We start from the raw sequence: 23367 nt of genomic DNA, 5'->3' as shown, positions 1-23367 counted from the left end.
GAGGAGGCCGGTGCCGGCGCACCGGCCTTCTCTGCGTCGGGCCCGCGGTTCCGCCGGCGAGGCGAGCCATGCACGCGGCGCGGGAGCTGATTCCCTCTTGTCGCGCATGGTGTTGAGGGGCGCGATGTATCGCCGTTCCGCTGTCGGCCGGGTCGCATTGTTGCAAAATCGACCCACGACCGACACGATCGTCTCGGAATAGGTCAATATTTCGAGACCACAAGGCTGAAGTGTGGAACCTTTGCCGCCGGCTCTCTCGTCATGAGGTGTGTCGCCGCGCGAGTGCCGGCGAGACGTGCGGGTGCCGTGCGGGGCCGTCGTCGGCCACTCCGGCAATGCAACTCACGGTGAATGAGCCTCGATACGATACGTTTCTCCGAGGCCGACCCATGTCCCTTCCGATCCTTTTCCCGCCCTGTACGCAGAATGCTTCCGGGCACATGGGGACGCCGCGGCGACCGCTGCTCGCCTCGACGGCTCTGGTCGGTGCCCTGATCGCTCTCGTCCCGATGGGGATCGCCACTCCCGCCCGGGCGGGCTGCACCACCTCGGGCACGACGGTGACCTGCGAGGGTGACGACATCCCGGTCCAAATGCTGAGTGACCAGAGCGGCGCGCTGCCCAGCGCAATGGTGTACCAGAACGTGACGGCGACCGTGCCTCAGGGCTCCAGTGACACGAAGGCGGTCACCTTCTGGAGTCAATCCGGTTCCGAGGACGATCCGATTTCTTCGGCGACGTTCGACTTCACCTTCGACAAGGGCTACGGCATCTCCTACGCGACGGGGATCGCCGGCATATATGGCCGGGGCGCGACCGGGTCGACGCCCAGCGAATACTCGACCGGCAGCGAGAACAAGACCGGCCGGGACGGCGCGCCCGGCGACGACGGGACCGCGTTCACCTTCACCGTGCACGGCGTGAGCGCCGACGATGCGCCGGCGGCCGCGATGGAGGCGACGGGCGGCAGCAGCAGCTTCGGGATCTTGCTGCAATCGTTCGGCGGGATCGGCGGCGGCGGCGGCGAAGGCCACAACACCGGCTTCCACGACATCACCGGCGGCAAAGGCAGCGCCGGCGGCGCAGGCGGCGCGATCGAACTCGACGTCGAGGCCGGCAACGTGCTGAACCTGCAAACAACGGGGCTGTCGGCGATCGAGGCGCTGTCGATGGGCGGCTCCGGCGGAAAGGGCGGCGAGGGCCACGCCAATACGGGCGTGGGGACCGGCGGCGTCGGCGGCGTCGGTGGTGACGGCGGCAAGATCACCATCAATCTCTTGGGCGGCGGGACGTTGGCCGCGTCGTCCGACGGCACGGGGCAGGTCGCCGCGATCTATGGCGGCAGCGTCGCTGGTGACGGCGGAGAAGGGGGCTACGGCGAAGGCGGTCTCAAGCACGGCGAGGGCGGAACCGGCGGCGACGGCGGCGCGTCCGGCGACGTGTCGCTGACGATCGGCGCCACCGACGGTAGCGTCGCCACGACCATTCGAGGCAAGGGCGACGATGCTTACGGCATCACCCTGCAGAGCCTGGGCGGCGGCGGCGGCGAGGGGGGCGGCGCGAGCAGCCCCTGGACCAAGAGCAACGGCGGTTCGGGCGCGGGAAGCGGCATCGCCGGCTCCGTCACGCTCGACCTTTCCAATGCGACGGTCTCCACCGACGGCGACGACGTGAACGCCGCGCTCGCCCAGAGCATCGGCGGCTTCGGCGGCGCCGGCGGCTCGGCCTCGGGGATCGTCGCCTACGGTGGCGACGGCTATAGCGGCGGCGACGGCGGGGCGGTCTCGGTGACGACCTCGAACGGCACCTCCGTCACCACGACGGGCGACTATGCGGTGGCGCTCGAGGTGCAGTCGATCGGCGGCGGCGGCGGCAAGGCGGGCAGCGGGTCCGGCATCGTCGCGCTGGGCGGCACCGGCGGGCCGGGCGGGGACGGCGGCGCGGTGTCGCTCGACCTCGGCGACAGCACCTTCGGCACCACCGGTGTCGGCGCCAGCGCGGTGCGGGCGGTGTCGATCGGTGGCGGGGGCGGTGCCGGTGGCTCGGCGGGGGGTATCGTCGCGCTGGGCGGCAGCGGTGCGGCGGGCGGCGACGGCGGCCCCTCCGATTCGGACGCCCTGACCCTGACGCTCGACGGCGTGACCGTCACCACGCAGGGCCAGCAGGCGAGCGGCATCGAGGCGATGAGCATCGGCGGCGGCGGCGGCAGCGCCTCGTCCAGCGGCGGGTTGATCGACCTCGGCGGTTCGGGCTCGGGCGGCGGCTCCGGTCGCTCGCTCAGCGTCACCAGCGCGAACGCGGGCATCAACGTCACCACCAAGGGCGACTTCGCCGACGGTGTGAGTCTGCAATCGATCGGCGGCGGCGGCGGCAAGGGCGGCAGCTCGTTCACGCTCGCGGTGACCGCGGCAGAGCTCACCCACGCCCAGGGCGGGAGCGGCGGCGCCGGCGGGTCCAGCGGCGCCGTGGTCTACACCGGCTCGGCCAACGACACGATCTCCACCAGCGGCGACAATGCGGCGGGCTTCCTGGCCCAGTCGATCGGCGGCGGCGGCGGTCGCAGCGGCAACGACACGACGATCCAGATCGGCGCCTCGATGGCCCTCAACCAGGGGGCGACGTCCGAGGCCGCATCGGGCGGCGGCGCCAGCAAGGTGTCGATCAACCTGCAGGGCAAGTCGATCGAAACGAGCGGCCATCTCGCCCCCGGCGTCGTCGTGCAGTCGGTCGGCGGCGGCGGCGGCTCGGCCGGCACCTCCACCTCCGTCACCGTCGGCATCCAGATCGGCAACACGATGGGCGCCTCCGGCGGCGACGGCGGCTCGTCGGGATACGTCTACGTCGACTCCACGTCCGCCATCACCACGCAGGGGGACGGATCGGACGGCATCCTGGCGCAGTCCGTCGGCGGCGGCGGCGGCCATTCGGCCACCACCATCAACGTGACCGACGGCCTGTCTTTGCCGAGCTTCACCAAGTCCCTCGGCTCGACCCCCGGCGGCGGGACCGGCGGCAGCTCCGGGTCGAGCAACGTCCAGAACAACGGCACGATCGTCACCCACGGCGACAATGCGTCCGGCATCGTCAGCCAGAGCATCGCCGGCGGCGGCGGGCGCTCCGGCGATACCATCAGCGGCAGCCTCTCGATCAACATCGGCCAGAGCACGCTCGGCCAGTCCGGCGGGTCCGGCGGCAACGCGCAGTTCAGCCACGTCCTCAACCAGGGCGCCATCACCACCAGCGGGCACAATGCCGGCGCCATCCTCGCGCAGTCGATCGGCGGCGGCGGCGGCGTCGGCGGCGCGGTGATCCACGGCGACATCGGCCTCAACTTCAGCACCACCCACGGTGCCGACGGCGGTGTCGGCGGCACTGCCAATTACGTCCAGGTCTTCAACCATTCCGACCTCACCACCGGCGGCGCGCAGTCCTCGGGAATCGTCGCGCAGTCGCTCGGCGGCGGCGGCGGCGCGGGCGGGCTCACCGTCGACGGGTCGATCTCGCTCGCCAACATGGCGGTGGCGCTCGGCTCCACGGGCGGCAACGGCGGCAAGGCGGACTATTCCCACGTCACCAACCACGCCACCATCGCCACCGCGGGCGACCAGTCCCACGGGATCCTGGCGCAGTCGATCGGCGGCTCCGGCGGTCAGGCCGGCAACGTCATCCAGGGCGACGTGTCGGGCGGTGAGGTGTCGGGCTCGGTCGACGTCGCGGTCGGCGGGGCCGGCGGGGCGGGCGGCAGCGCCGCCCTCGCCCACGTCGAGAACAGCGGCACGGTGACGACCCAGGGCTTCGCCTCGATCGGCATCCTGGCGCAATCGATCGGCGGCGACGGCGGCCACGGCGGTTCGATCTACTCCGGCACGCTCAACGTCTCGCTGGAAGACGGCATCGCCTCCACCACGGCGATCGGCGGCGACGGCGGCGACAGCGGCGCGGCCGGCGACGTGCAGATCGAGAACACCGGCACCGACGTCGACGGCGCCAACGTCACCACGTCGGGCCACTTCGCGCACGCCATCGTCGGCCAGTCGGTCGGCGGCAACGGCGGCGTCGCGGGGGCGAGCTACGCCGGCACCTCCGAGCTCACCACCGGCGACAGCATCTCCACCAGCACCAGCGTCGGCGGCTCGGGCGGGTCCGGCGCGGTGGCCGGCACGGTGACGATCACCAACGCCGCGACGATCGCCACCACCGGCGGCAACGCCTACGGCATCCTCGGTCAGTCGATCGGCGGCAACGGCGGCGCGGCGGGCGCCGGCCACGCCTATTTCGGCGACCTCTCGAAGGAGACCGAGGAGTATTTCAACGTCAACGCCACCATCGGCGTCGGCGGCTCCGGCGGCACCGGATCGAACGCGGCCGCCGTGACGGTGACCAACTCGGGCGCCATCACCACCGGGATCGACAGCACCGGCGCGATCGTCTCCGGCGCGGACACCGGCTACGGCATCCTGGCCCAATCCATCGGCGGTGGCGGAGGCGACGGCGGCGGCGCGGGCGCGACCTCGGGCGGCTACACCAAGCTGCCGAAGGACGCGGACGGCAACAAGGCCGACGGCAGCGGCATCAGCATGAAGGTGTCGATCGGCGGGTCGGGCGGCGCGTCCGGCAACGGCGATACGGTGACCGTCACCAACGACAAAGGCGGCAGCGTGACGACCGGCGGCATCGCCTCGCACGCGATCTTCGCCCAGTCGATCGGCGGCGGCGGCGGCTCGGGCGGTGACGGCAAGCCCAGCGACTCGGGCTGGATCGCCAAGCTCGAGGCCGACTACGACAAGCTGAAGGACGCCAAGGAGAACTACGAGAAGCTCAAGGCCTACTACAAGAAGCTGACCGGATCCGACGAAGAGGCCGAGAAGAAGGCACGCGCCATCAAGGAACACACCATCGAGGTGAACGGCAAGGACGGGGCGGCCGGCACGGGCGGCACCGTCACCATCACCAACGACGGCACCTTGACCACCAAGGGCGAGAGCGCGGCGGGCGTCTTCGCGCAGTCGATCGGCGGCGGCGGCGGGGCGAGCGGTGCCGGCTCACAGGGCCTGGCCGACAGCCTGACCGTCTCCGGTGCGGGCAGCGGCGGCGGCGACGGGGGGTCGGTCACCATCTCCGGCGCCGGCTCCATCAGCACCGCGGGCGACAAGGCGCCGGCGATCTTCGCGCAGTCGGTCGGCGGCGGCGGTGGCGCGGCCGGCGACGTGGCGACCGTGCTGGGCGGTTCGCTGAGCGATCTCGCCAAGGTCATGGGCAGCGGCAAGTTGACCAACGACACCAGCTCCAACAGCGACAGCGACAGCGACGACAGCACCACCATCGTCGGCGGCAAGGGCGGCGACGTCACCGTGACGGTGAGCGACACCGTGACGACCTCCGGCGCCTACGCCCACGGCGTCTTCGCCCAGTCGGTCGGCGGTGCGGGCGGGGCCAAGGGCGAACTGTCGGCCGGCGACGGCACCGGCAGCATCGGCAGTGAGACCGGCGCGGGCGACGGCGGCGTCGTCACGGTCACGGTGGACGGCAGCATCAAGGTCGACGGGGACAACGCCGTCGGCATCGTCGCACAGAGCGCGGCCGGCGACGACGGCGCGAGCTATTCCGGCGGCGTCGACATCACCGTCAACGGCACGGTGACCGCCTCCGGCAGCGGCAGCCGCGCGATCCTCGCCCAGGCCGCCGAGAGCGGCAGCAGCGACACCAACACCGCCGCCGGCCGCGGTATCACGCAGATCACCATCGCCAAGGGCGCGACGGTGTCGGCGACCAGCACCGACGCGGCGGAGGTCATCGGCCTCATCGACGGACGCAGCGTCGTCGCCGGCGACGGCACCTTGAGCGCGTCCAACGTCATCACCAACAACGGCACGCTGACGTCGGCGTCCGACGATGTCTACGTCGTCCACGCGACGAACGGGGCGACCGCGATCGAGAACACCGGCACGCTGGCGGGGGCGATCCTGCTCAGCAATTCGCACGTCAACACGCTGCACAATGCCGCCGGCGCGACGCTTCAGATCGGCACGACGCTGAACCTCGGCAGCCAGCTCGGTGCGTCCTTCACCAACGACGGCATCCTGCAGATCGGCGAAGGCGATTCGACGATCACCTCCGCCTTCTATGCCGGCACAGTGGACATCACCTCCGCCGGCACGATCACCTTCGACGTCGCCAGCAGCGCCGACCAGAGCGGTAAGGTGACGGTCGACTACGACCGGGTGCAGCTCGCCTCGGATACGTCGACGGCGGTGACGCTCGCCGTCGAGGCGCTCGATTTCAACTGGACGAGCGCCGCCGGGCTGACGAACGGAGCCTCGCGGGAACTGGAGATCATCTCGGGCAGCCAGATGGACACCGTCCAGATGACCAAAGGCGGCAGCGATATCCACGGCGACTACTCGCTGACGACCCCGACGGCGACCTGGGACGTGCACTACCAGGGGGGCGATCAGGACCACCTCGACATGACGCTGAACGCCACCTACACGATCGACTATAGCGGCGAGACGAGCGGCGCGGGTCTCGGCGGCACGGCCCGTGACTTCGGCGCCCACTTCGGCACCCAGATGGGCCGCCTCGCCGCGGCCGGCGAGACGGTGCCCAAGAGCGTGCGCGACACGCTGGAGATGGCCGCGCTCGAATTCCTCAACCTCGACTCCGCCGACGCGCTGGAGACGCTGTACGAGGAGCTGTCGCCGGAGGAGACGCTGATCGCGGCCAAGCGGTCGGCACGGGCGGCGCTGTCGCTGCACAACCTCGTCCAGAGCTGCCCGACGATCGACGCCAGTGACGGCGCGGCGCTGCTGCGCCAGCAGGACTGCCTGTGGGCCAAGGGCATCGGCGGCTACAGCCGCAACGCCTCGATGGATCGGGCGCCCTCCTACACCGAGTCCGTCGGCGGCTTCGCCATCGCGGGGCAGAAGGAGATCTTCGACCACACCTTCCTCGAGGTCGGCGCCCAGTACGAGCACCTGTGGATCGACGGCGGCAACTTCGACCACCAGGGCAACGCCTACGGCATCGCCGCCTCGCTCAAGCGCGAGATGGGCATCTTCACGGTGTCCGGCACGATCGCCGGCGGCCTGTCGAATCTCGACTACTCGCGCGCCTATTCGATCGGCGGGCAGCGCTACCGGGCGAATTCGACCATCGACGGGCGGTTCGTCTCGGCCGAGGGGCGGGTCTTCGCCACCTTGCAGAACCAAGGCGGCTTCTACGCCAAGCCGGCGGTGGCGCTCGCGGTGACGCACAACTGGCAGGACGGGTTTACCGAGAAGGGGGCGGGTCCCTACAACTGGCGCCTGAACGACGTCGAGGCGACCCACGTCTACCTGACGCCGTCGCTGGAGGTCGGTCGCGCGTTCGAGATCCGGGAGAACCCGATCCTCGCCTACGTGCGCGCCGGTGTGCAGACAGCGCTGACCGAGCCGGAGCACTCCGTCGTCTCCAACATCGTCGACGGCGGCAGCGCGCTCGCCGGGCTGGACACGGTGATGAGCGACGACCGCTTCGTGGCGGCGCTGTCGGCGGGCGTGAAAATGGACGTCGGCGAGCGCGTGACGCTGTCGCTGGAGGGCGACTCGGCCTTCTCCGAGCACAGCACCAACCTCGGCGGCATGGCGAGGATCGACGTGCGCTTCTGAGCGCACCACACCCGCGGCCGGCTGCGGTGCCGGCCGGGGAAAAGATGGTGTCCCCCGGCAGGAACGCGGGGTACGCTTCCTGGCCTGCGTGGCCCGCTCTATAGCTTCGCCGCCGCTTGATCGACGGCCGCTGCGCGTTCCTCGATCATCGCGGCGGCCACGGCGCGGAAGGCGTCGACCACCTCCGCCGGCGCGGTGTGGGGGGAGCCGGCGGGGAAGGGAGGCTGCGGGTTGTACTCCATGTAGAGCTGGATGCGCTGGGCGGTCGCCGCGTCGGTGAGTTCGGCGGCGAGCGTCAGACCGAAGTCGATGCCGGCCGTCACGCCACCGCCGGTCACGCGGTCGCGGTCGATGCACACGCGCACGTCCGCCGGTGTGGCGCCGAAAGACTCGAGGAAGTCCATCGAGGCCCAGTGCGTGGCGGCGCGGTAGCCCTTCAGCAGGCCGGCGGCGCCCAGCACCAGCGCTCCGGTGCACACGCTCGTCACATATCGCGCGCCCTCGGCCTGGCGCCTCACGAAGTCGAGCACCTCGGGGTCGTTGAGGAGCGGGTTTACGCCTGGGCCGCCGGGAATGCAGATCACATCGAGCTCAGGACAGGAGGCGAGGTCGTGCGTCGGGAGGAGATGCAGCCCGACGTCGCTCACGACCGGATCGAGCGTCTTCCAGACGAGGTTTACGTCGGTGTCGGGCAGGCGCGCGAATACCTCGAACGGGCCGGTGAGGTCGAGCTGCGTGAGCTTGGGGAAGACGAGAAGGCCGATTTGCAGGCGGTCCATGGGCGGAGATCTCCGGAAGGGTTCAGGTGGCGGTGCCGTTGAGGAAGGGCTGGTCGCTCTCAATCAGCTCGGTGACGTACTTCTCCACCTCGATGATCCGCGCGGTGTGGGCGAGGTCCTGGTGCATCGAGAGCCAGAAGTCGCGCTTGGCGGTGGCGGACTTGGGCAGGACCGGCACCAGCCGCTCGTCCCGTGCGGCCACGAACGAAGGCAGCATCACGATGCCGACACCCGACAGCGCGGCATGATACTGGGCGACAAGGCTGGAGGAACGGAACACGATATTGGGCCGCCGCATGATGTCCGACAGCCATCGCACCGCGGATATCTGAATAAGGTCGCCGATATAGTCGATGAAATCGTGCGTCTCGAGGTCTGCCAGGCGCGCGGGCATGCCTCGGTGGGCGATATACTCGTGCGAGGCATAGAGGCGAAGCTGGAACTCGCCGATCTTGTTGCAGTTCAGGCGCTGCCCCTGTGGGCGCGGAAACGAGATCAGAATGTCCGCCTCGCGCTTGGACAGGTTGATCCAGTTGGACGCCGTCACGAGTTCGATGGTGATGCCCGGCTGCCGTCCGTGAAAGGCGGCGAGGCGCTGCGCCAGATAGAGGCTGCCGAGCGCCTCCATGGTGCCGACGCGCACGGTGCCGGACAGGCGCTTGTCGCCGTCGGCGCCGAACGACTGCGACAGCTCGCGTGCGTTGGTCTCCATCGCCTCGGCATGGACGAGGAGGCGATGCCCGGCGTCGGTGAGGGCAAAGCCGGTGCGCGTTCGGGTGAACAGCTTGGCGCCGAGCTGCGCCTCGAGCTCGCGCACGCGGCGTCCGACGGTGGTGGCGTCGGTGCGCAGATGCTTGCTCGCGGCGTTGAGCTGGCGGTGGCGGGCCAGCTCCAGAAAGTAGACGAGATCGTTCCAGTTGAACATCGCACCGGTGGCGGGGCCGGAGCGCCCCCCTCCCTGCAAGCCTACGGTGGCCGGCCCGGCCGTGTCCATCGCCGCTCAGGCGGTCCCGTGCGGGCGCGGCGGGTCGGGCTCCAGTTCTCCGTCGTAGGGGTAGCTGCGCCCCTCGCCGGCGGTGATCGCGATCGGCTCGCGCGGCGCGGCATCGACCTCCAGGCGGAAGATGTCGAAGCGATTGTAGTAGCCGACGACGTCGTGGAACTGTTTGGGCTCCACAGTCAGACCGACATCGATGTCGGCGTAGAGCAGCCCCTCGTCGCCCGTCATGACGTCGCCGACGGGCTCCGCATCCGGCCCCAGCACCATGGACGCGCCCTGCGGGGTATCCTTCAGGATGCGCACCGCATCGGCGCCCAGCCGCTCGATCGCGGCCTCCATCGTGGCGTCGACCACGGCGGAGGAGACGATGTTGAACACCTTCGCCTCGAACGCGTGGGCACCGGCGCGCACGCGGATGGCGGCGGTGAGGTCGTAGCGCCCCGCCTCGCCCGGATCGCGCGTCGGCCATGTGGGCGGGTAGGACGAGATGTGCACCTGCTCGCCCTGCGCCATCAGCGCATAGCGCGCGAGCGGGTTGGTGTTCTCGCCGCAGATCAGCATGCCAATGCGGCCGATCGGCGTGTCCGTCACCGTGAGGCCGGCGGCGTCACCGTTCGCCCAGATGAGCTTTTCGAAGAACGTCGGCACCAGCTTGCGGTGGTGATTGAGGATCGCCCCATCGGCACCGATCAGGAGGTTGGAGTTCCACAGGCACCCGACTGACGCGGTGGTCGCCTCGCTGATCCCGACCGATACCATGATGCCGTGCCGGCGTGCCGCTTCGCACAGGCGCCGCACCTCTGGCCCGGGCACCTCGACGGACTGTGCGGCGAGGGCGCGGAAGAGATCATGGCCGCGGATCGGCGCCTGCAGCGCTGCCCAGATCGGGAAGCCCGGCACGAAGCTTTCGGGAAACGCGATGATCGCCGCGCCCGCCCGCGCCGCCTCGCCGATGAGGCTGACGGCCTTGTCGACGGTGCGCTCGGCGTCGAGGAACACCGCGGACACATGCGCCGCGCAGGCGCGGAATTTCGGATAGGCTCGCATCGCTCGTTCCATGAGGGGGAGGGGCGGTCGGTGCCGCCGGGAGCCGCACGCCCGTCCTGTGGGTGCGCGGTGCCGCCGAAGAGAGCCGCGCGCCCGGAGCGGGCGCGCGGGCCGGGCGCTAAAGCGCTTCCTTGGTGAAGTCGTAGCGAGGCGGCAGGTTTTCCGCGATCTCTTCCTTGGGGATGCGCTTGATCACCTCGAACTTACCGCCCTGCACCTGGCTGATGTAGTTGTCGAGGATGCCGGAGTGGTCCTCGGCGCGCAGCAGCTTCTCACCCTGCGCGTGCTGGAGCGAGTTCTCCATCTTGGCGCCCTCGAGGTACTCGATCACGCCCTGATCGTCGGACTTGTCCTGCCACCCGGACGCCTCGATGGCGGCCTTGAGGAGGAAGAGGTTCTCCCACGGCTGCCAAGCGTGGCTCTTGGCCATCACGCGATCGGAGTCGCGTTCGCGCGCGTCGACGTCGTCGATTTCCATGATCTTGTTGAACGTGGCGTGCGGCTCGTCGTCCTTGGCGGCGAGCGGACGCGGGAAGTTCTCCAGGAAGTAGACGCCCTCGGCCGCACCGTCGATGTCTTCGGGGGAGATCGCCTCGATGGTGCCGGCGACCGAGTACATCTTCATCTTGTCGCCGAGGCCCATCGATTTCGCCTGCGTGTAGAAGGCGACCGACAGCGCGCCGAAGAATACGGAGAACAGCACCTCAGTCTCCTCCGGAATCTTGGCGAGGTACGGGACGAGGTCGCGCGCGTCGAGCGGGACGGCGATGGGGTCGTTCACCGTGCCGCCAAGCCCCTCGATGACGCGCTTGTGCTCCTGGTGATGGCTGTGGCCCCAGGCGTAGTCCGGGAAGATCATCGTCCAGTTCTTGCCCAGATTCTCGTAAGCCCACGGCGCGCCGGAGCCCGACAGCGTGTAGGTGTCGTTGCCGGTGCGGAAGGCATATCGCGAGCCCTTTTCGCCGGTCGCCTCGGTCGCCTCGCCGCACGAGAAGTAGACCGTCTTCATCTCCGTCGCGACCGGGATCGAGGCGAGCATCACTCCCGAATGCACCGAGCCGGTGATGAAGGCGGCCTGGTTGCGCTGGATCAGCGAGCGCAGCTTGCGGGCGCCCGTCGCGGGGTTCGATTCGGTGTCCTCGGTCACGAGGTTCAGCTCACGGCCGGCGATGCCGCCACCCTCGTTGATCATCGCGGCGGCCTTCTGCGCCGCCTTGTCGTGCCAGTAGCCCCAGGAGGAAAAGCCGCCGGTGAGCTCGGCCTGGTGCCCGATGGTGATCGGCCCGGCCGCTCGGGCCATCATGTTGCTGCCGATGGCGAGGTAGGCGGTGCCGAAGGCGCCGCCGGCCAACGCCGTCTGAAGGAAGCTTCGCCGTGTGGTGCCGCGCGTCGTCATCGAACGTCTCCTCGTGTTCGTCCGCCCATCGGCGGACCGTCAACGTCCCTGGAGCGAGAGACCCAGGTAGCGGTGGATGGTGTCTTGGTCGGCTTTGAGATCGTCGGACGTGCCCTCCCAGGCGATCCGGCCTTTCTCCATCAGGTACGTGCGCCGACAGATCCGGAGCGCCGTCTTCACGTTCTGCTCCACGAGCAGGATCGCGACGCCGGAGCGGTTGATCGACTGGATCGTGCGGCGGATCTCGGCGACGAGCTTGGGCATGATGCCCTCGGTCGGCTCGTCCAGTATGAGAAGGCGCGGCCCCATCATCAGGCAGCGCGCGATGGCGAGCATTTGCTGCTCGCCGCCCGACAGCGTGCCGCCGGCCTGCTTGAGCCGCTCCTCCAGGCGCGGGAAGCGGGCGAACGTCTCCTCCAGCCGCACCGGATCGGGTTCGCCGGTCAGGCCGAGGGTGAGGTTCTCCTCCACCGACAGCAGCGGGAATATGCCCCGCCCCTGCGGCACGTAGCCGATGCCGAGCGCGGCGAGTTTATGCGGCGCGAGGCGCGTGATGTCGGTGCCCTGAAACACCACGCGCCCCTTGGAGCGCGGCATCAGGCCGAGCGTGGTGCGCAAGGTCGTGGTCTTGCCGACGCCGTTGCGGCCGAGCAACGCCACCGCCTCGCCGGCGCCGACGGTGAGGTCGACGCCTTGCAGCACGTGGATCTTGCCGAAGTGAGCGTGGAGGTCGTGCGCAGCGATCACCGGCGCGGCGCCGGCGGCGGCTTCGTCGCCGGGGGCGGGTCGCTCAAGCATGGGCGGCCCCCATCGGTGCGGCGGGGGTGTCGTCGTCATCGTCCTCGTCGTGGCCGAGATAGGCTTCGCGCACGTCCTCGTCGTTCGCGATCTCGGCCGGCGTGCCCTGTTTCAGGATGCGGCCGAGACTCATCACGGTGATGTCGTCGGCGATGTCGAAGACGACCTCCATGTCGTGCTCGATCAGGATCACGTTCACCGTCTTGGAGAGGTCGACGATGGTCTCCACCGTGCGCTTGGTCTCCAGCGGGCTCATGCCGCAGATCGGCTCGTCGAGGAGCAGGAGCTCCGGGTCCGCGGCGAGCGCCATGCCCATCTCGAGGAGCGCCACGTCACCGTAGGAGAGTGTCGCGGCCTGGCGGTTGGCGATGGCGTCCAGGCCGAGCTGGTCGATAATGCGGTCGACCTTTTCGGTGACGGCGGTGAAGCGCGAGGCGGGCTTGAACGGATGAAAGCCGGCGTCCTTCGCCTGCGCGGCGATGGCGATGTTCTCGGACACCGTCAGCGCGCCGAACACGGATTTGATCTGCAACGTGCGCGTCATGCCGAGCCGCGCGATGCGGTGCGGCTTCATCCCGGTGATGTCTCTGCCGCGGAAGAATACGGCGCCCTCGGTGGGTTTCAGCCGGCCCGACACGAGGTTGAAGAACGTCGTCTTGCCCGCGCCATTGGGTCCGATGATGGCGTGGAGGCGGCCGGTGGAGGCGAGGTGAAAGTCCACCCCGTCGACGGCGGCGAGCCCGCCGAAGCGCTTCACCAGGCCCCGCGTTTCGAGGACGGCGCTCATTCGGCCGGCCCCCGCGTCTCGTCCTCGGCCTCGCGGCGCGGGCCGGCGATGCGCTCCACCAGGTCGATCACGAGGCCGGCGATGCCCTTGGGCGCAAAGATCACCGTGAGGATCACGATGGCGCCGACCAGAAGAAGGTAGTGGTCCCAGTAGAGCGACAGCTCCTCGCGAATGACGATGAGGAGCCCGGCGCCGATCACGGGGCCCAGCAGCGTGCCCGAGCCGCCGACGATCGCCCACACCACCGCCTCGCCGGAAACGTGGTAGAACATGTACGACGCCGAGGCGTAGCGGCCGAAGAAGGCGAACAGCGCCCCCGCGATGCCGGCGAACATCCCCGCGACCACGAACGAGGCGAGCCGCATCGCGTAGACGTTGATGCCGACGAGCTCGGCCCTGACGTCGTTCTCGCGGATCGCCACCAGCGCACGGCCGAACGGACTGCGTAGGATGATGCGCATCAGGAGGAGGCAGGCGGCCACCGTGATGAAGATGAAGTAGTACTGCACCGTCGGGTCGGTGAGGCCGATCTCCGTCTCGCCGAAGCGGAACATGACCGGGAGCGAGAAGCCGAGCCCGTCGTCGCCGCCGGTGAGCGGCTTCATGGTGAGCGCCAGGAAGTAGAAGATCAGCGAGAAGACGACGGTGATGATGGCGAAATAGTGCCAGGTGAGGCGCACTGCCAGCGCGCCGGAGACCGCCGCCATGGCCACCGACACCAGGATGCCGAAGCCGAACGCCGGCCAGAAGCCGAGGCCGAGCTGCGCCACGCCGATCGCGACGCCATACATGCCGAAGCCGAAGTAGAGTGCCTGGCCGAACGACAGGAGCCCGGTGTAGCCGAAGAGAAGGTTCACGCTGACGGCAAGCAGGGACCAGATGAGGATCTCGGCCGTCACGCTGACCCAGAACGGGTTCGTGAACATCGGCAGCACGTAGGGCACGGCGGCCAGGAAGAGGACGAGGAGAGCGCCGAGGCCGGCGACGATGACGGCGACGCGGCGCTCGGCCGGATCGCGCTGGCGGTGCCGTGGTCCGCTCACGCTGTCGCCCCGGCAAAAATGCCTTTCGGTCGAAGGAGCAGCACCGCGCTCATCAGGCAGAGCGAGGTGATGCGTGCCACCACCGGCTCGGCGAACGCGGTGATGACGCCTTCCAGGAATGCGAGCAACACGGCCGCGACGGCGGTGCCCTGCAGGTTGCCCAGTCCGCCGATGATGACGGCCATGAAGCAGAACGGCAGGATGTCGACGCCGGAGCGGAAGTCCACCGTGGTGATGGGCGCCGCGACGACGCCGCCGAGCGCTGCCATGGCAAAGCCGAGCGCGAAGGTGATGGTGTAGACGCGCTCCACGGGGATGCCGAGCGCGGTGGCAGTCTCCCGGTCGTGCCGGACGGCGCGCATCCACGTGCCGAGCTTGCTTTTGTGCAGGAACACGAAGAAGCCGATGATGCTGGAGAGCGCGATCACCGCGGCGAACACGCGGTAGAGTTCGTACTCGATGCCGAACAGCGGGATGGTGGCTTCGATCGGCGGCAGCAGCCGCTTGGGCGCTGCCCCGAAGGTCGCTCGCACGCCTTCTTGCAGCATGATCGAGAGGCCGAAGGTCGCCACGATGGTGAGTGCTGCGGCGCGCTGGATCGGCACGATGACGACGCGCTGGATCACGGCGCCGAAGACGAGCCCCAGGATCGGCACCAGCACGAGCGCGAGCCAGAAGTTGCCGGTGACGTCGACGACCGACCAGGCGAGCACGGTGCCAACCATGAAGAAGTCGCCGTGGGCGAGATTGATGATGTCCAGCAGCCCGAAGATGATGGAGAGGCCGAGCGCGATCAGCGCAATCACGAGGCCCCAGATGAGGCCGTTGATGGCCAGAGCGATGACGAGATCCATACGCCCCTGCGCGCCTGCCTCACAATTGATCGTGACCAATTAGTACGCAGGCATTCTTGCCTGTCAATTTCAAATTCCGCAGGCAAAAGCTGCGAAATTGCAGGCATGAGTTCGGCAGAACGTCCCCACGCGCGGACGTTGTGCCAGCCGTGGCGGCGGCGTCTCCTCAAACGAAAACTCTGAGGCCTGGTCGCAAGCGAGGGCGCGTCGATGCGATGCGTGCCGACTGAATCCGTCCGGCGGCTCTTCGGGACGCTGCTGCGCTCTCGAGGTCGAGTTCTGCTATCGCGAGCAAAATGGAAAATGGTGTCCCCGGCAGGATTCGAACCTGCGACCCCAGGATTAGGAATCCTGTGCTCTATCCTGCTGAGCTACGAGGACGCTTCGGCTTGATAGCACGCCATCGGCGCTTCGTGCACCTTTCATAGTACCGCGCTCGCCTCGGGTCCGGCGTCCCCTCGCGTGGGGGCGCCGCGCGGGGCGGCGCCCCGGCGGAGCTACCGCCGACCGTCGCCCTCGCCGGCGACCACCAAATGCGGCACGCCGTCCGACGTCTTCGTGAAGGAGACGCCGCCCGGCGAAATCGTGCCGCGGACGCGCGAGCGGTAGAACGAGAAGGTGGGGAAGGTGACGACGTCGATCGGTGCGTCGAGGACGAGTTCGATTTCGAAGGCTTCGCCCGCGCCGATCGTGCGTATCGTGTGGACGGTGCCGGAGAAGGCCTGGCCGAGATAGCGGCCCGCCACGCGCTGGCCGAGCGCGAGCGGCACGTCCGGTGCATTGCTCAGCCGCGCACAGAGCGCGTTCCAGCTGGCGTAGCCCTCCTCGTGGGCGACACGCTCGAGCGCCTTGGCGTGGCTGATCGAGTGGCCGGCGCGGGCCAACTCGGCGCGTAGCGCCCGCGCACGGGCGCGCGCATGGTCGCGTGTGTGGAGTGTGGTCGTCATCGTGATGGATCCCGTCGGTCGCGCAGAACGGGGCTCGCCTTGCCGTCGGACCGTAGGGGCCGTTCACGGGTCGAACCGGGGCAACCGGGAGATCTTCACCATCGGGCCGGGCCCGGCGAGCGGCAGGCGTCTCTCACCTCGACGAGGCGATAGGCCGATGCGCCGCGAACGTCAATCCCGGGCGTCGCGTCGGGGCAGGCGCGTCAGGCGGGCAGGCCGTAGACCTTGTCGGCCCGTTCCTCGAAGGCGGCGGCGAAGCGTCGGAAGGCGTGATCGAACACCTGGCCCATGACGGCCGCCAGCGTCCGGCTCTTGAACTCGTAGCGGATGGAGAAGTGGACGTCCGTGGTCGCCTCGTCCACCGGGGTGAAGGTCCACCGGTTGAAGAGCTCCTTGAACGGTCCGTCGAGGTAGGTCACGTCGATGACCTTGTTCGCCCGGTCCAGCACCACGCGCGAGGTGAACGTCTCGCGGATGAACTTGTAGGCGACCGTCATCTCCGCGACGAGCACCTCGCGTCCGTCGGGCAGCGTGTCGCGCCGGCGCACGCTGAGCGATTTGCACAGCGGCACGAAGCGCGGATACGCGTTCACGTCGGCGACGAGGTCGAACATATTGTCGACCCCGTGTTTGACGCGCCGCGTGGTCTCGAACTGGGGCATCAGGCGCGCTCCCTGTCGACCCGCCCCGTTCCCGCGGCCTGCCGCGCCTCGCGGGCGGCGCGCAGCCGGGCGAAGTCCTCGCCCGCATGGTAGGACGACCGGGTCAGCGGCGAGGCCGAGACCATGAGGAAGCCCTTCGCGGTGGCGATGGTCTGGTACGCCTTGAACGCCTCCGGCGGCACGTACTCCTTCACCGGGTAGTGCTTGCGCGTCGGCTGCAAGTACTGGCCGATGGTGATGAAATCGACGTCCGCGGCGCGCAGGTCGTCCATCAGCTGCAGCACCTCGTTGCGGACCTCGCCGAGGCCCACCATGATGCCGCTCTTGGTGAAGATCGTCGGATCCAGCATCTTCACCTGGTCGAGCAGGCGGATCGAGTGGTAGTAGCGCGCCCCCGGCCGCACCTGCAGGTACAGCGACGGGACCGTCTCCAGGTTGTGGTTGAAGACGTCCGGCCGTGCGTCGACGACGATCTCCAGCGCACCGGGCTTTCTCAGGAAGTCGGGCGTCAGCACCTCGATCGTGGTGCCGGGCGCAGCGTCGCGGATGGCGCGGATGGTGTCGGCCATGTGGTTGGCGCCGCCGTCGGCGAGATCGTCGCGGTCGACCGAGGTGACGACCACGTGCTCCAGCCCCAGCTTGGCGACGGCGTCGGCCACCTTGCGCGGCTCGGCCGTGTCGAGCGGGGCGGGCAGGCCGGTGCGCACGTTGCAGAAGGCGCAGGCGCGCGTGCAGGTGTCACCCATGATCATGAAAGTGGCGTGCTTCTTGGACCAGCACTCGCCGATGTTGGGACAGCCGGCTTCCTCGCACACGGTCACGAGGCCGTTGCTGCGTACGATCTCCTGCGTCTCGCGGTACACCGGCGAGCCTGGAGCCCGAACGCGGATCCACTCCGGCTTGCGCATCAGCGGCGCATCCGGGCGTTTCGCTTTCTCGGGGTGGCGTACGGTGGTGCGATCGACGACGGTCACCATCACGAAATCCCTTGTCTTCCAAATGGCAACATAGTCGCGTCGGCCGCAGGATGCGAGGCCATGCCGGCAATGGAGCCGTGCGCCCGTGCGCGATCGCAACACCTGCGCCAGCCCCGTGCCGCGCCGCACGGCGGACACGAAAACGCACCGCGAAGACTCCCTCGCGGTGCGTCCATGGCGTCGAGCGCGGCGCTGGGCCGCGGTGAGCCTACGCGGCGCGGGCGCTCGGCGTTCCCAGCGTCGCCTGTCGCCAGACGGTGGCGAGCCAGTCGTCGAGGCACAGGTCCTCGTCCTGGCGCAGGCGATATTCGGCCAGCAGCGGCGGCAGCAATCGCGCCTCGCGCGCCCGCAGGTTGACGAGGATCCCCGAGGCCGCCCAGTCCGGTACATTGAGATGCGTCACGGTGGCCGACATCGGGCCCTTCTCGAACGTGCGGCAATATTTGTGCACGCTCGCCTGCGGCAGCCAGTCGACGTCCATCGCGTTCACCAGCGCCTGGGCCGAGCCGCGCGCGTCGAGCGACGCGGCGCGGATCGGTTTCGGCAGCACCCGGCGCAGCGCCATCGACACCATCCAGTCCAACGGGAAGGTCGAGTTGATGAGCTCGTCCTCGACGCGGAAGCCCTCGCGGGTCGAGCGACGGGACACCTCGAGCCGAATCCCGCGGCAGATCTTCAGCGAGTACCCCTCGCCGACGATATAATGCCGGTCCCAGACCGAAGCCTCCGCCGTCATCCGCCAGCTGGACAGAAATGCCGGCGTCCCCGGCACAAGGAACGCAAACTGAAATGAGCCAGCCTCGCGCATCGCCAACCTCCGATTCATGACGACCGAAGTGTTGACGAACAAGGTTAACCCTCTCTTTCGCTTCCGCTCGGGCCCTTGACCACCGGGCGCGCCGGATCCCCGCCCCACTCCGTCCACGACCCGTCGTAGACCGCGGCGGGCGTGCCGATCCGCTCCAGCGCCAGCGCCAGGATCGAGGCCGTCACGCCCGAGCCGCACGTGGTCACGACCGGCTTCGTCAGGTCGACGCCGGCCTCGCCAAACACCGCGCGCAGCGCCGCTTCGTCCTTCAACCGGCCTTCCGGCGTCAGCAGCGAGGCGTAGTGCACGTTGCGCGCACCCGGCATGTGGCCCGCCCGCAGGCCGAGTCGCGGCTCGTCGACGCGTCCCTCGAAGCGCTCCGCCGAGCGTGCGTCGGCGACCGGGCGGCCCTCGGCCAACGCGGCGGCGACATCGTCCGCATCGGCGAACATCTCGGGGTGATAGAACGGCACGAACGTCGCCGGCGCCACGTCCTCCGGCGCGCCATGTGCGACCGGGTAGCCCGCCGCCCGCCACGCCGCGAGGCCTCCGTCCAGCACCGCCGCGTCGTGCCCCATCACGCGCAGCATCCACCGCGCGCGCGGCGCCGCGAACGGCGCGCCCACCTCGTAGACCACCACCGGCGTGTCGTTGGAGACGCCGAGCGCCCCCACCATCCGCGCGAACACCTCCGGCGAGGGGAGGGTGTGCGGCAGCCCGCTCGACGTGTCGGCGATGGCGTCGATGTCGAACCGGCGGGCGCCGGGGATCCGGGCGGCCACGAACTCGGCGTTCCCGTCGCGCCCCGTGTCGGGCATGTGCCACGATGCGTCCAGCACCACGACCTCGCCCAGGCGGGCATTCAGCTCTTCCGGCGTGATCAGCATCAGTCCACCAATTGCAAACGGACGCGGCGGTTCTGCCGGCCCTTCTTTTCGATCTTCGTCACCGCGACGCGGCCGATCTCGCCGGTGGTCGCGACGTGCGTGCCCCCGCAGGGCTGCAGGTCGACGTCGCCGATCCGCACCAGCCGCACTCGGCCGGAGCCGCGCGGCGGCTTCACCTTCATCGTCTTCACCAGGTCGGGGTTGGCGTCGAGCTCGGCGTCGGTGATCCATTCGGTGGTGACCGCATGGTCGCCGTCGATCATCTCCTGCACGGTCGCCGTCAACGCGTCCTTGTCGGGGCTCTCGGGCATGTCGAAGTCGAGCCGGCTGCCGTCGGCGCCGATCTGCCCGCCCGTCACCGGGAACGGTAGCGCCACCGACAGGAGATGCAGCGCGGTGTGCATGCGCATCAACCGCAGCCGCCGCGCGAAGTCGAGGTGCTGAGTGACGACGGTGCCGACGGGGGGCGGCGCCGCCACCATCAGCCGGATCACCTCGCGGTCGTCCCCGTATTGCGCATCGGTGACGGGGAGCTGCGTGCCGTCCGCCAGCATCAGGCTGCCGGTGTCGCCCGGTTGCCCGCCGCCGGCGGCATATAACAGCGCCTGGTCGAGTACGACCCACCCGTCGCCCACCTCCACCACGCGCCCCTCGGCGCGCTCGAGGTAGGGATCGTCGCGGAAGAGGGGGGTCGTCATGGTCGCCTCGTTCGTGGGACGCCGCTCGAGCCGAGGCAACCCCTCGGGGAGCGCGTGAAAAGGGGGGCCGTCGGCCCGTCGTCCACCCGTACGCGCCGCGTCGCCAACCGTCGAGAGCGGCGCCGCCCACCATAGCAACCACCGCCGCGTCGCATCGTCTCCTCCCGGAGAATTCGAGGCGGCGTTCAGCGCGACGTCGCCGCCGCCGCCGCCGCCGGGGCGCGGCCGATCAGGCCGCCACGAACGGGACGTCGATCGCCGGGCGCGTCTCCAGCCACGCCGGCACCGGAAGATCCTTGGACCGCAGGAAGTCCGGGTTGAACATCTTCGACGCGTAGCGGTAGCCGTAGTCGCACAGGATGGTCACGATGGTGTGGCCGGGGCCCATCTCCTTGGCCATCTTGACGGCGCCGGCGATGTTGATCGCCGAGGACCCGCCGAGCACCATGCCCTCCTCGCGGATGAGGTCGTAGACCAGTGGCAGCGCCTCGGCGTCCGTCACCTGGAACGGCATGTCGACCTCGACCCCTTCGAGGTTGGCGGTGATGCGGCCCTGGCCGATCCCCTCGGTGATCGACGAGCCCTCCGACTTCAGCTCGCCGTGGGCGTACCAGTTGTAGAGCGCGGCGCCCATCGGGTCGGCGATGCCGATCTTCACGTCTCCCCGCGCCTTCAGCGCCATGGAGACGCCGCCCAGCGTGCCGCCCGAGCCCGCCGCGCAGATGAACCCGTCGACCTTGCCCTCGGTCTGTGCCCAGATCTCCGGGCCGGTGCCGTGGACGTGAGCGTCGCGATTGGCCGTATTGTCGAACTGGTTGGCCCAGATGGCGCCGTTCGGCTCGGTCTCGGCCATACGCTCGGCGAGGCGGCCGGAGAGCTTCACGTAGTTGTCGGGGTTCTTGTAGGGGACCGCCGGGACCTCGATCAGTTCGGCGCCGGCCTGGCGGATGGCGTCCTTCTTTTCCTGGCTCTGCGTCTCGGGAATGACGATGACCGTGCGGAAGCCCAGCGCGTTGCCCACCAACGCCAGCCCGATCCCCGTGTTGCCCGCCGTCCCTTCGACGATCACGCCGCCCGGTGCCAGCGCCCCACGGGCCACCGCGTCGCGGATGATATAGAGCGCGGCCCGGTCCTTGACCGATTGACCGGGGTTGAGAAACTCGGCCTTGCCGAGGATGGTGCAGCCGGTCTCCTCCGAGGCGCGCTTCAGGCGGACCAGGGGGGTGTTGCCGATCAGGTCGATCATGTTCGTCATTGGGGGGACTCCTTGATCCCGCAATAGGGTCCGGCCCGCGTCGCTTCAAGGATTGGGATCTACCCAAACACCCGCTGCATACCTAAAATGTCGGTCGTGACAGATACGCCCCAACTTTCCGATACACCCTTCCGCGGCGGTCGCGCCGAGCCCACGATGCCGGACGGCAAGGGCCACCGGCTGCGCAGCGCCGGGTCCACCGTCGTCCCCGTGCGTCGCCAGCGCCTGTGGGAGATCATCATGGACGAGCAGCGCCTCGCCGCGGCGATCCCGGGCGCGGAGACGCTGCACCGCGTGGACGATGCCGAGGTGCGCACCTACGCGGCCGACGTCGGCATCGGCGTCGGGATGATCAAGGGCACGTGGCGCGTCACCGCGCGCTTCGCCGAGGCGATCGAGCCGGCGCACATCGTGCTGTTCGGCGGAGCGGACGGGCCGCTCGGCACCTCGTTCGGGGAGGGCTGGATCGACTTCGAGCCGGTCGAGGGTGGCACTCGCGTCAGCTACAGCTATGCGATCCTGATCACCGGCATGGTGGCCAAGGTCAGCGGCCGGCTGATCGACGCGGCGGCCGACAAGCTGATCGACAAGTTCTACGCGCGCCTCGCCCAGGCCGTGCGGGAGGAGCGCCGCGCCGCCGCCGACCCGCAGTCCGCCGGCGAATAGTCGCGCCGCCGCAGCTCAGGGCAGCTCTTCGAGGACGAGGCGGTAGCGCGGCGCCGCGGCCTCGATCTGGCACACGATCGACGCGCGCGAGGGGATGATCGCCCCGTCCCGCGTCGTCACCTCGACGAGGAAGGGCTTGGCGCGGTCCGCGGCCGCGCTGGCGGCCTTCTGGGTGGCGATGTTCACCAGCGTGTCCCAGCCGACGACATATTCCTGGATTGCCTGGGTCTTCAGACTGTCGATCCGCTCGCGCAGCAGGAGGCTCGCCGCGCGGTTGGCTCCGGTGATCAGCCCGTCCTGCGACGTCGTCAGCACGGCCACGTTGGAGCGCTGGCCGATCATCTCGATCTGCGCTCGCTCGGCCGGCGCCGTCATCGTGCGCGCCGCCAGCTCCAGCGACTGGCTGCAGAACCGCGCGATCATCGCGACCGAGCCGATCAGATCCGCCGGCGGCCGCGACCGGGCGACGTAATCCAGCACGATGAGGGTGCCGACGGCGTGATCTTGGACCCGGATCGGCGTGCCGGCGAAGAAGCGCGCGTGCGGGTAGCCGTGAACCATGAGGTCCTCGGTGAAGCGCGGGTCGCTCGAAGCGTCCGGCACCACGAAGACCGGCTCGTCGCAGTCGTGCACCAGGTCGCAAAGGACGGTGCCCTGCGGGTAGGCGTCGCGCGTGGTGTTGTCGACGTCGACGGTGGTGGTGATGAAGGCGGTCGGACAGTCGAGCAGGGCGCGTGCGGTGCGCAGCGCCGTCTCGTGCTGTTCGGAGCCCAGCCAGTTGATCAAGGAGTAGGTCAACGGCCACGGCAGACCGTTGCGCCCCGAGTCCCGCTCGCCCTCACGCACCTTGCGGCGCCCCTCGCGCGCAAGGGCGAGGGGGGTGTTGGAGTTGCTCGAGGTGGGGCTCGTCATGCCGTATATTTCCACGCGCCTTGCACAACGGTCAATTCGACCGCGTATGACGACTTAAGCTACATCGCCCTTGAAACAAGCATCAATCACATCAATCCGCACAACTACCACAACCGAAGGCAGCAACACTATAGGAACTCGATCACCAATGCAACCCGATGATAGGATCTCTATCGGACTGGTTGGCAGTTTGTAGTATAGTTCC

Annotated in this window: 18 protein-coding genes and 1 tRNA gene; 2 read left to right on the top strand and 17 right to left on the bottom strand. The window is 69.2% G+C overall.

Annotated elements, in window-relative coordinates:
• The first annotated feature begins 389 nt into the window (after positions 1-389).
• Positions 390-7646: an autotransporter outer membrane beta-barrel domain-containing protein gene (locus MRB58_RS05885; protein WP_256461704.1), complete on the top strand. Its 7257-nt coding sequence runs from the start codon at positions 390-392 to the stop codon at positions 7644-7646.
• Positions 7647-7744: 98 nt separating this feature from the next.
• Here MRB58_RS05885 and MRB58_RS05880 read toward each other — a convergent pair whose 3' ends face one another.
• The 16 genes from MRB58_RS05880 to MRB58_RS05805 form a co-directional block, all read right to left on the bottom strand.
• A complete protein-coding gene (locus MRB58_RS05880) occupies positions 7745-8425 on the bottom strand; it encodes a DJ-1/PfpI family protein (protein ID WP_244780794.1) in 681 nt (226 codons plus the stop codon).
• A 22-nt stretch (positions 8426-8447) separates the two neighbouring features.
• Positions 8448-9419 (bottom strand): LysR family transcriptional regulator, encoded by a 972-nt coding sequence (locus MRB58_RS05875; RefSeq protein WP_244780793.1) that lies wholly within the window; start codon positions 9417-9419, stop codon positions 8448-8450.
• A 6-nt stretch (positions 9420-9425) separates the two neighbouring features.
• On the bottom strand, positions 9426-10472 hold the full coding sequence (locus MRB58_RS05870) for a carbon-nitrogen hydrolase family protein (protein ID WP_244780792.1): 1047 nt from the start codon (positions 10470-10472) through the stop codon (positions 9426-9428).
• Positions 10473-10590: 118 nt separating this feature from the next.
• Positions 10591-11868, bottom strand: a complete 1278-nt coding sequence (locus tag MRB58_RS05865; protein WP_244780791.1) for an ABC transporter substrate-binding protein — start codon at positions 11866-11868, stop codon at positions 10591-10593.
• A gap of 39 nt (positions 11869-11907) precedes the next feature.
• Positions 11908-12666 (bottom strand): ABC transporter ATP-binding protein, encoded by a 759-nt coding sequence (locus MRB58_RS05860; protein ID WP_244780790.1) that lies wholly within the window; start codon positions 12664-12666, stop codon positions 11908-11910.
• The gene (locus MRB58_RS05855; protein ID WP_244780789.1) at positions 12659-13453 is read right to left on the bottom strand and encodes an ABC transporter ATP-binding protein; all 795 of its coding nucleotides are present in this window, start codon (positions 13451-13453) and stop codon (positions 12659-12661) included. Before MRB58_RS05855 ends, MRB58_RS05860 begins: the two co-directional genes overlap by 8 nt.
• Complete coding sequence (locus tag MRB58_RS05850; RefSeq protein ID WP_244780788.1) at positions 13450-14496, bottom strand: branched-chain amino acid ABC transporter permease; 1047 nt, start codon at positions 14494-14496, stop codon at positions 13450-13452. Before MRB58_RS05850 ends, MRB58_RS05855 begins: the two co-directional genes overlap by 4 nt.
• A complete protein-coding gene (locus MRB58_RS05845) occupies positions 14493-15350 on the bottom strand; it encodes a branched-chain amino acid ABC transporter permease (protein ID WP_244780787.1) in 858 nt (285 codons plus the stop codon). Before MRB58_RS05845 ends, MRB58_RS05850 begins: the two co-directional genes overlap by 4 nt.
• A 304-nt stretch (positions 15351-15654) precedes the next feature.
• Positions 15655-15731 (bottom strand) — tRNA-Arg (locus tag MRB58_RS05840).
• Positions 15732-15847: 116 nt separating this feature from the next.
• The gene (locus MRB58_RS05835) at positions 15848-16297 is read right to left on the bottom strand and encodes a glyoxalase superfamily protein (protein ID WP_244780786.1); all 450 of its coding nucleotides are present in this window, start codon (positions 16295-16297) and stop codon (positions 15848-15850) included.
• Between the two features lie 203 nt (positions 16298-16500).
• Positions 16501-16959, bottom strand: coding sequence for a type II toxin-antitoxin system RatA family toxin (locus MRB58_RS05830; RefSeq protein WP_244780785.1), 459 nt, complete (start codon positions 16957-16959; stop codon positions 16501-16503).
• Positions 16959-17936, bottom strand: a complete 978-nt coding sequence (gene lipA / locus MRB58_RS05825) for a lipoyl synthase (protein WP_244781905.1) — start codon at positions 17934-17936, stop codon at positions 16959-16961. The genes MRB58_RS05830 and lipA overlap by 1 nt, the downstream gene beginning before the upstream one ends.
• Before the next feature lie 208 nt (positions 17937-18144).
• Complete coding sequence (locus MRB58_RS05820) at positions 18145-18672, bottom strand: hypothetical protein (protein ID WP_244780784.1); 528 nt, start codon at positions 18670-18672, stop codon at positions 18145-18147.
• 116 nt (positions 18673-18788) lie between these two features.
• Positions 18789-19631 (bottom strand): sulfurtransferase, encoded by an 843-nt coding sequence (locus MRB58_RS05815; RefSeq protein ID WP_244780783.1) that lies wholly within the window; start codon positions 19629-19631, stop codon positions 18789-18791.
• Positions 19631-20329 carry an alanyl-tRNA editing protein gene (locus tag MRB58_RS05810; RefSeq protein WP_244780782.1) on the bottom strand — a complete coding sequence of 233 codons (699 nt, stop codon included), beginning with the start codon at positions 20327-20329 and terminating at the stop codon, positions 19631-19633. The genes MRB58_RS05815 and MRB58_RS05810 overlap by 1 nt, the downstream gene beginning before the upstream one ends.
• Before the next feature lie 229 nt (positions 20330-20558).
• A complete protein-coding gene (locus MRB58_RS05805; protein WP_244780781.1) occupies positions 20559-21584 on the bottom strand; it encodes a cysteine synthase A in 1026 nt (341 codons plus the stop codon).
• 96 nt (positions 21585-21680) lie between these two features.
• Between MRB58_RS05805 and MRB58_RS05800 the strand changes: the two genes are divergently transcribed.
• Complete coding sequence (locus tag MRB58_RS05800; protein WP_244780780.1) at positions 21681-22250, top strand: CoxG family protein; 570 nt, start codon at positions 21681-21683, stop codon at positions 22248-22250.
• Between the two features lie 15 nt (positions 22251-22265).
• On the opposite strand, the gene MRB58_RS05795 is transcribed toward MRB58_RS05800, so the two are convergent.
• Positions 22266-23162 (bottom strand): GAF domain-containing protein, encoded by an 897-nt coding sequence (locus MRB58_RS05795; protein ID WP_244780779.1) that lies wholly within the window; start codon positions 23160-23162, stop codon positions 22266-22268.
• Positions 23163-23367: the final 205 nt, after the last annotated feature.

Source organism: Acuticoccus sp. I52.16.1 (assembly GCF_022865125.1).
In the GTDB taxonomy this organism is placed as follows: Bacteria; Pseudomonadota; Alphaproteobacteria; order Rhizobiales; family Amorphaceae; genus Acuticoccus.
Note: the sequence above shows the minus strand (reverse complement) of the source record. Positions and strands in the feature narration are given on the sequence as shown.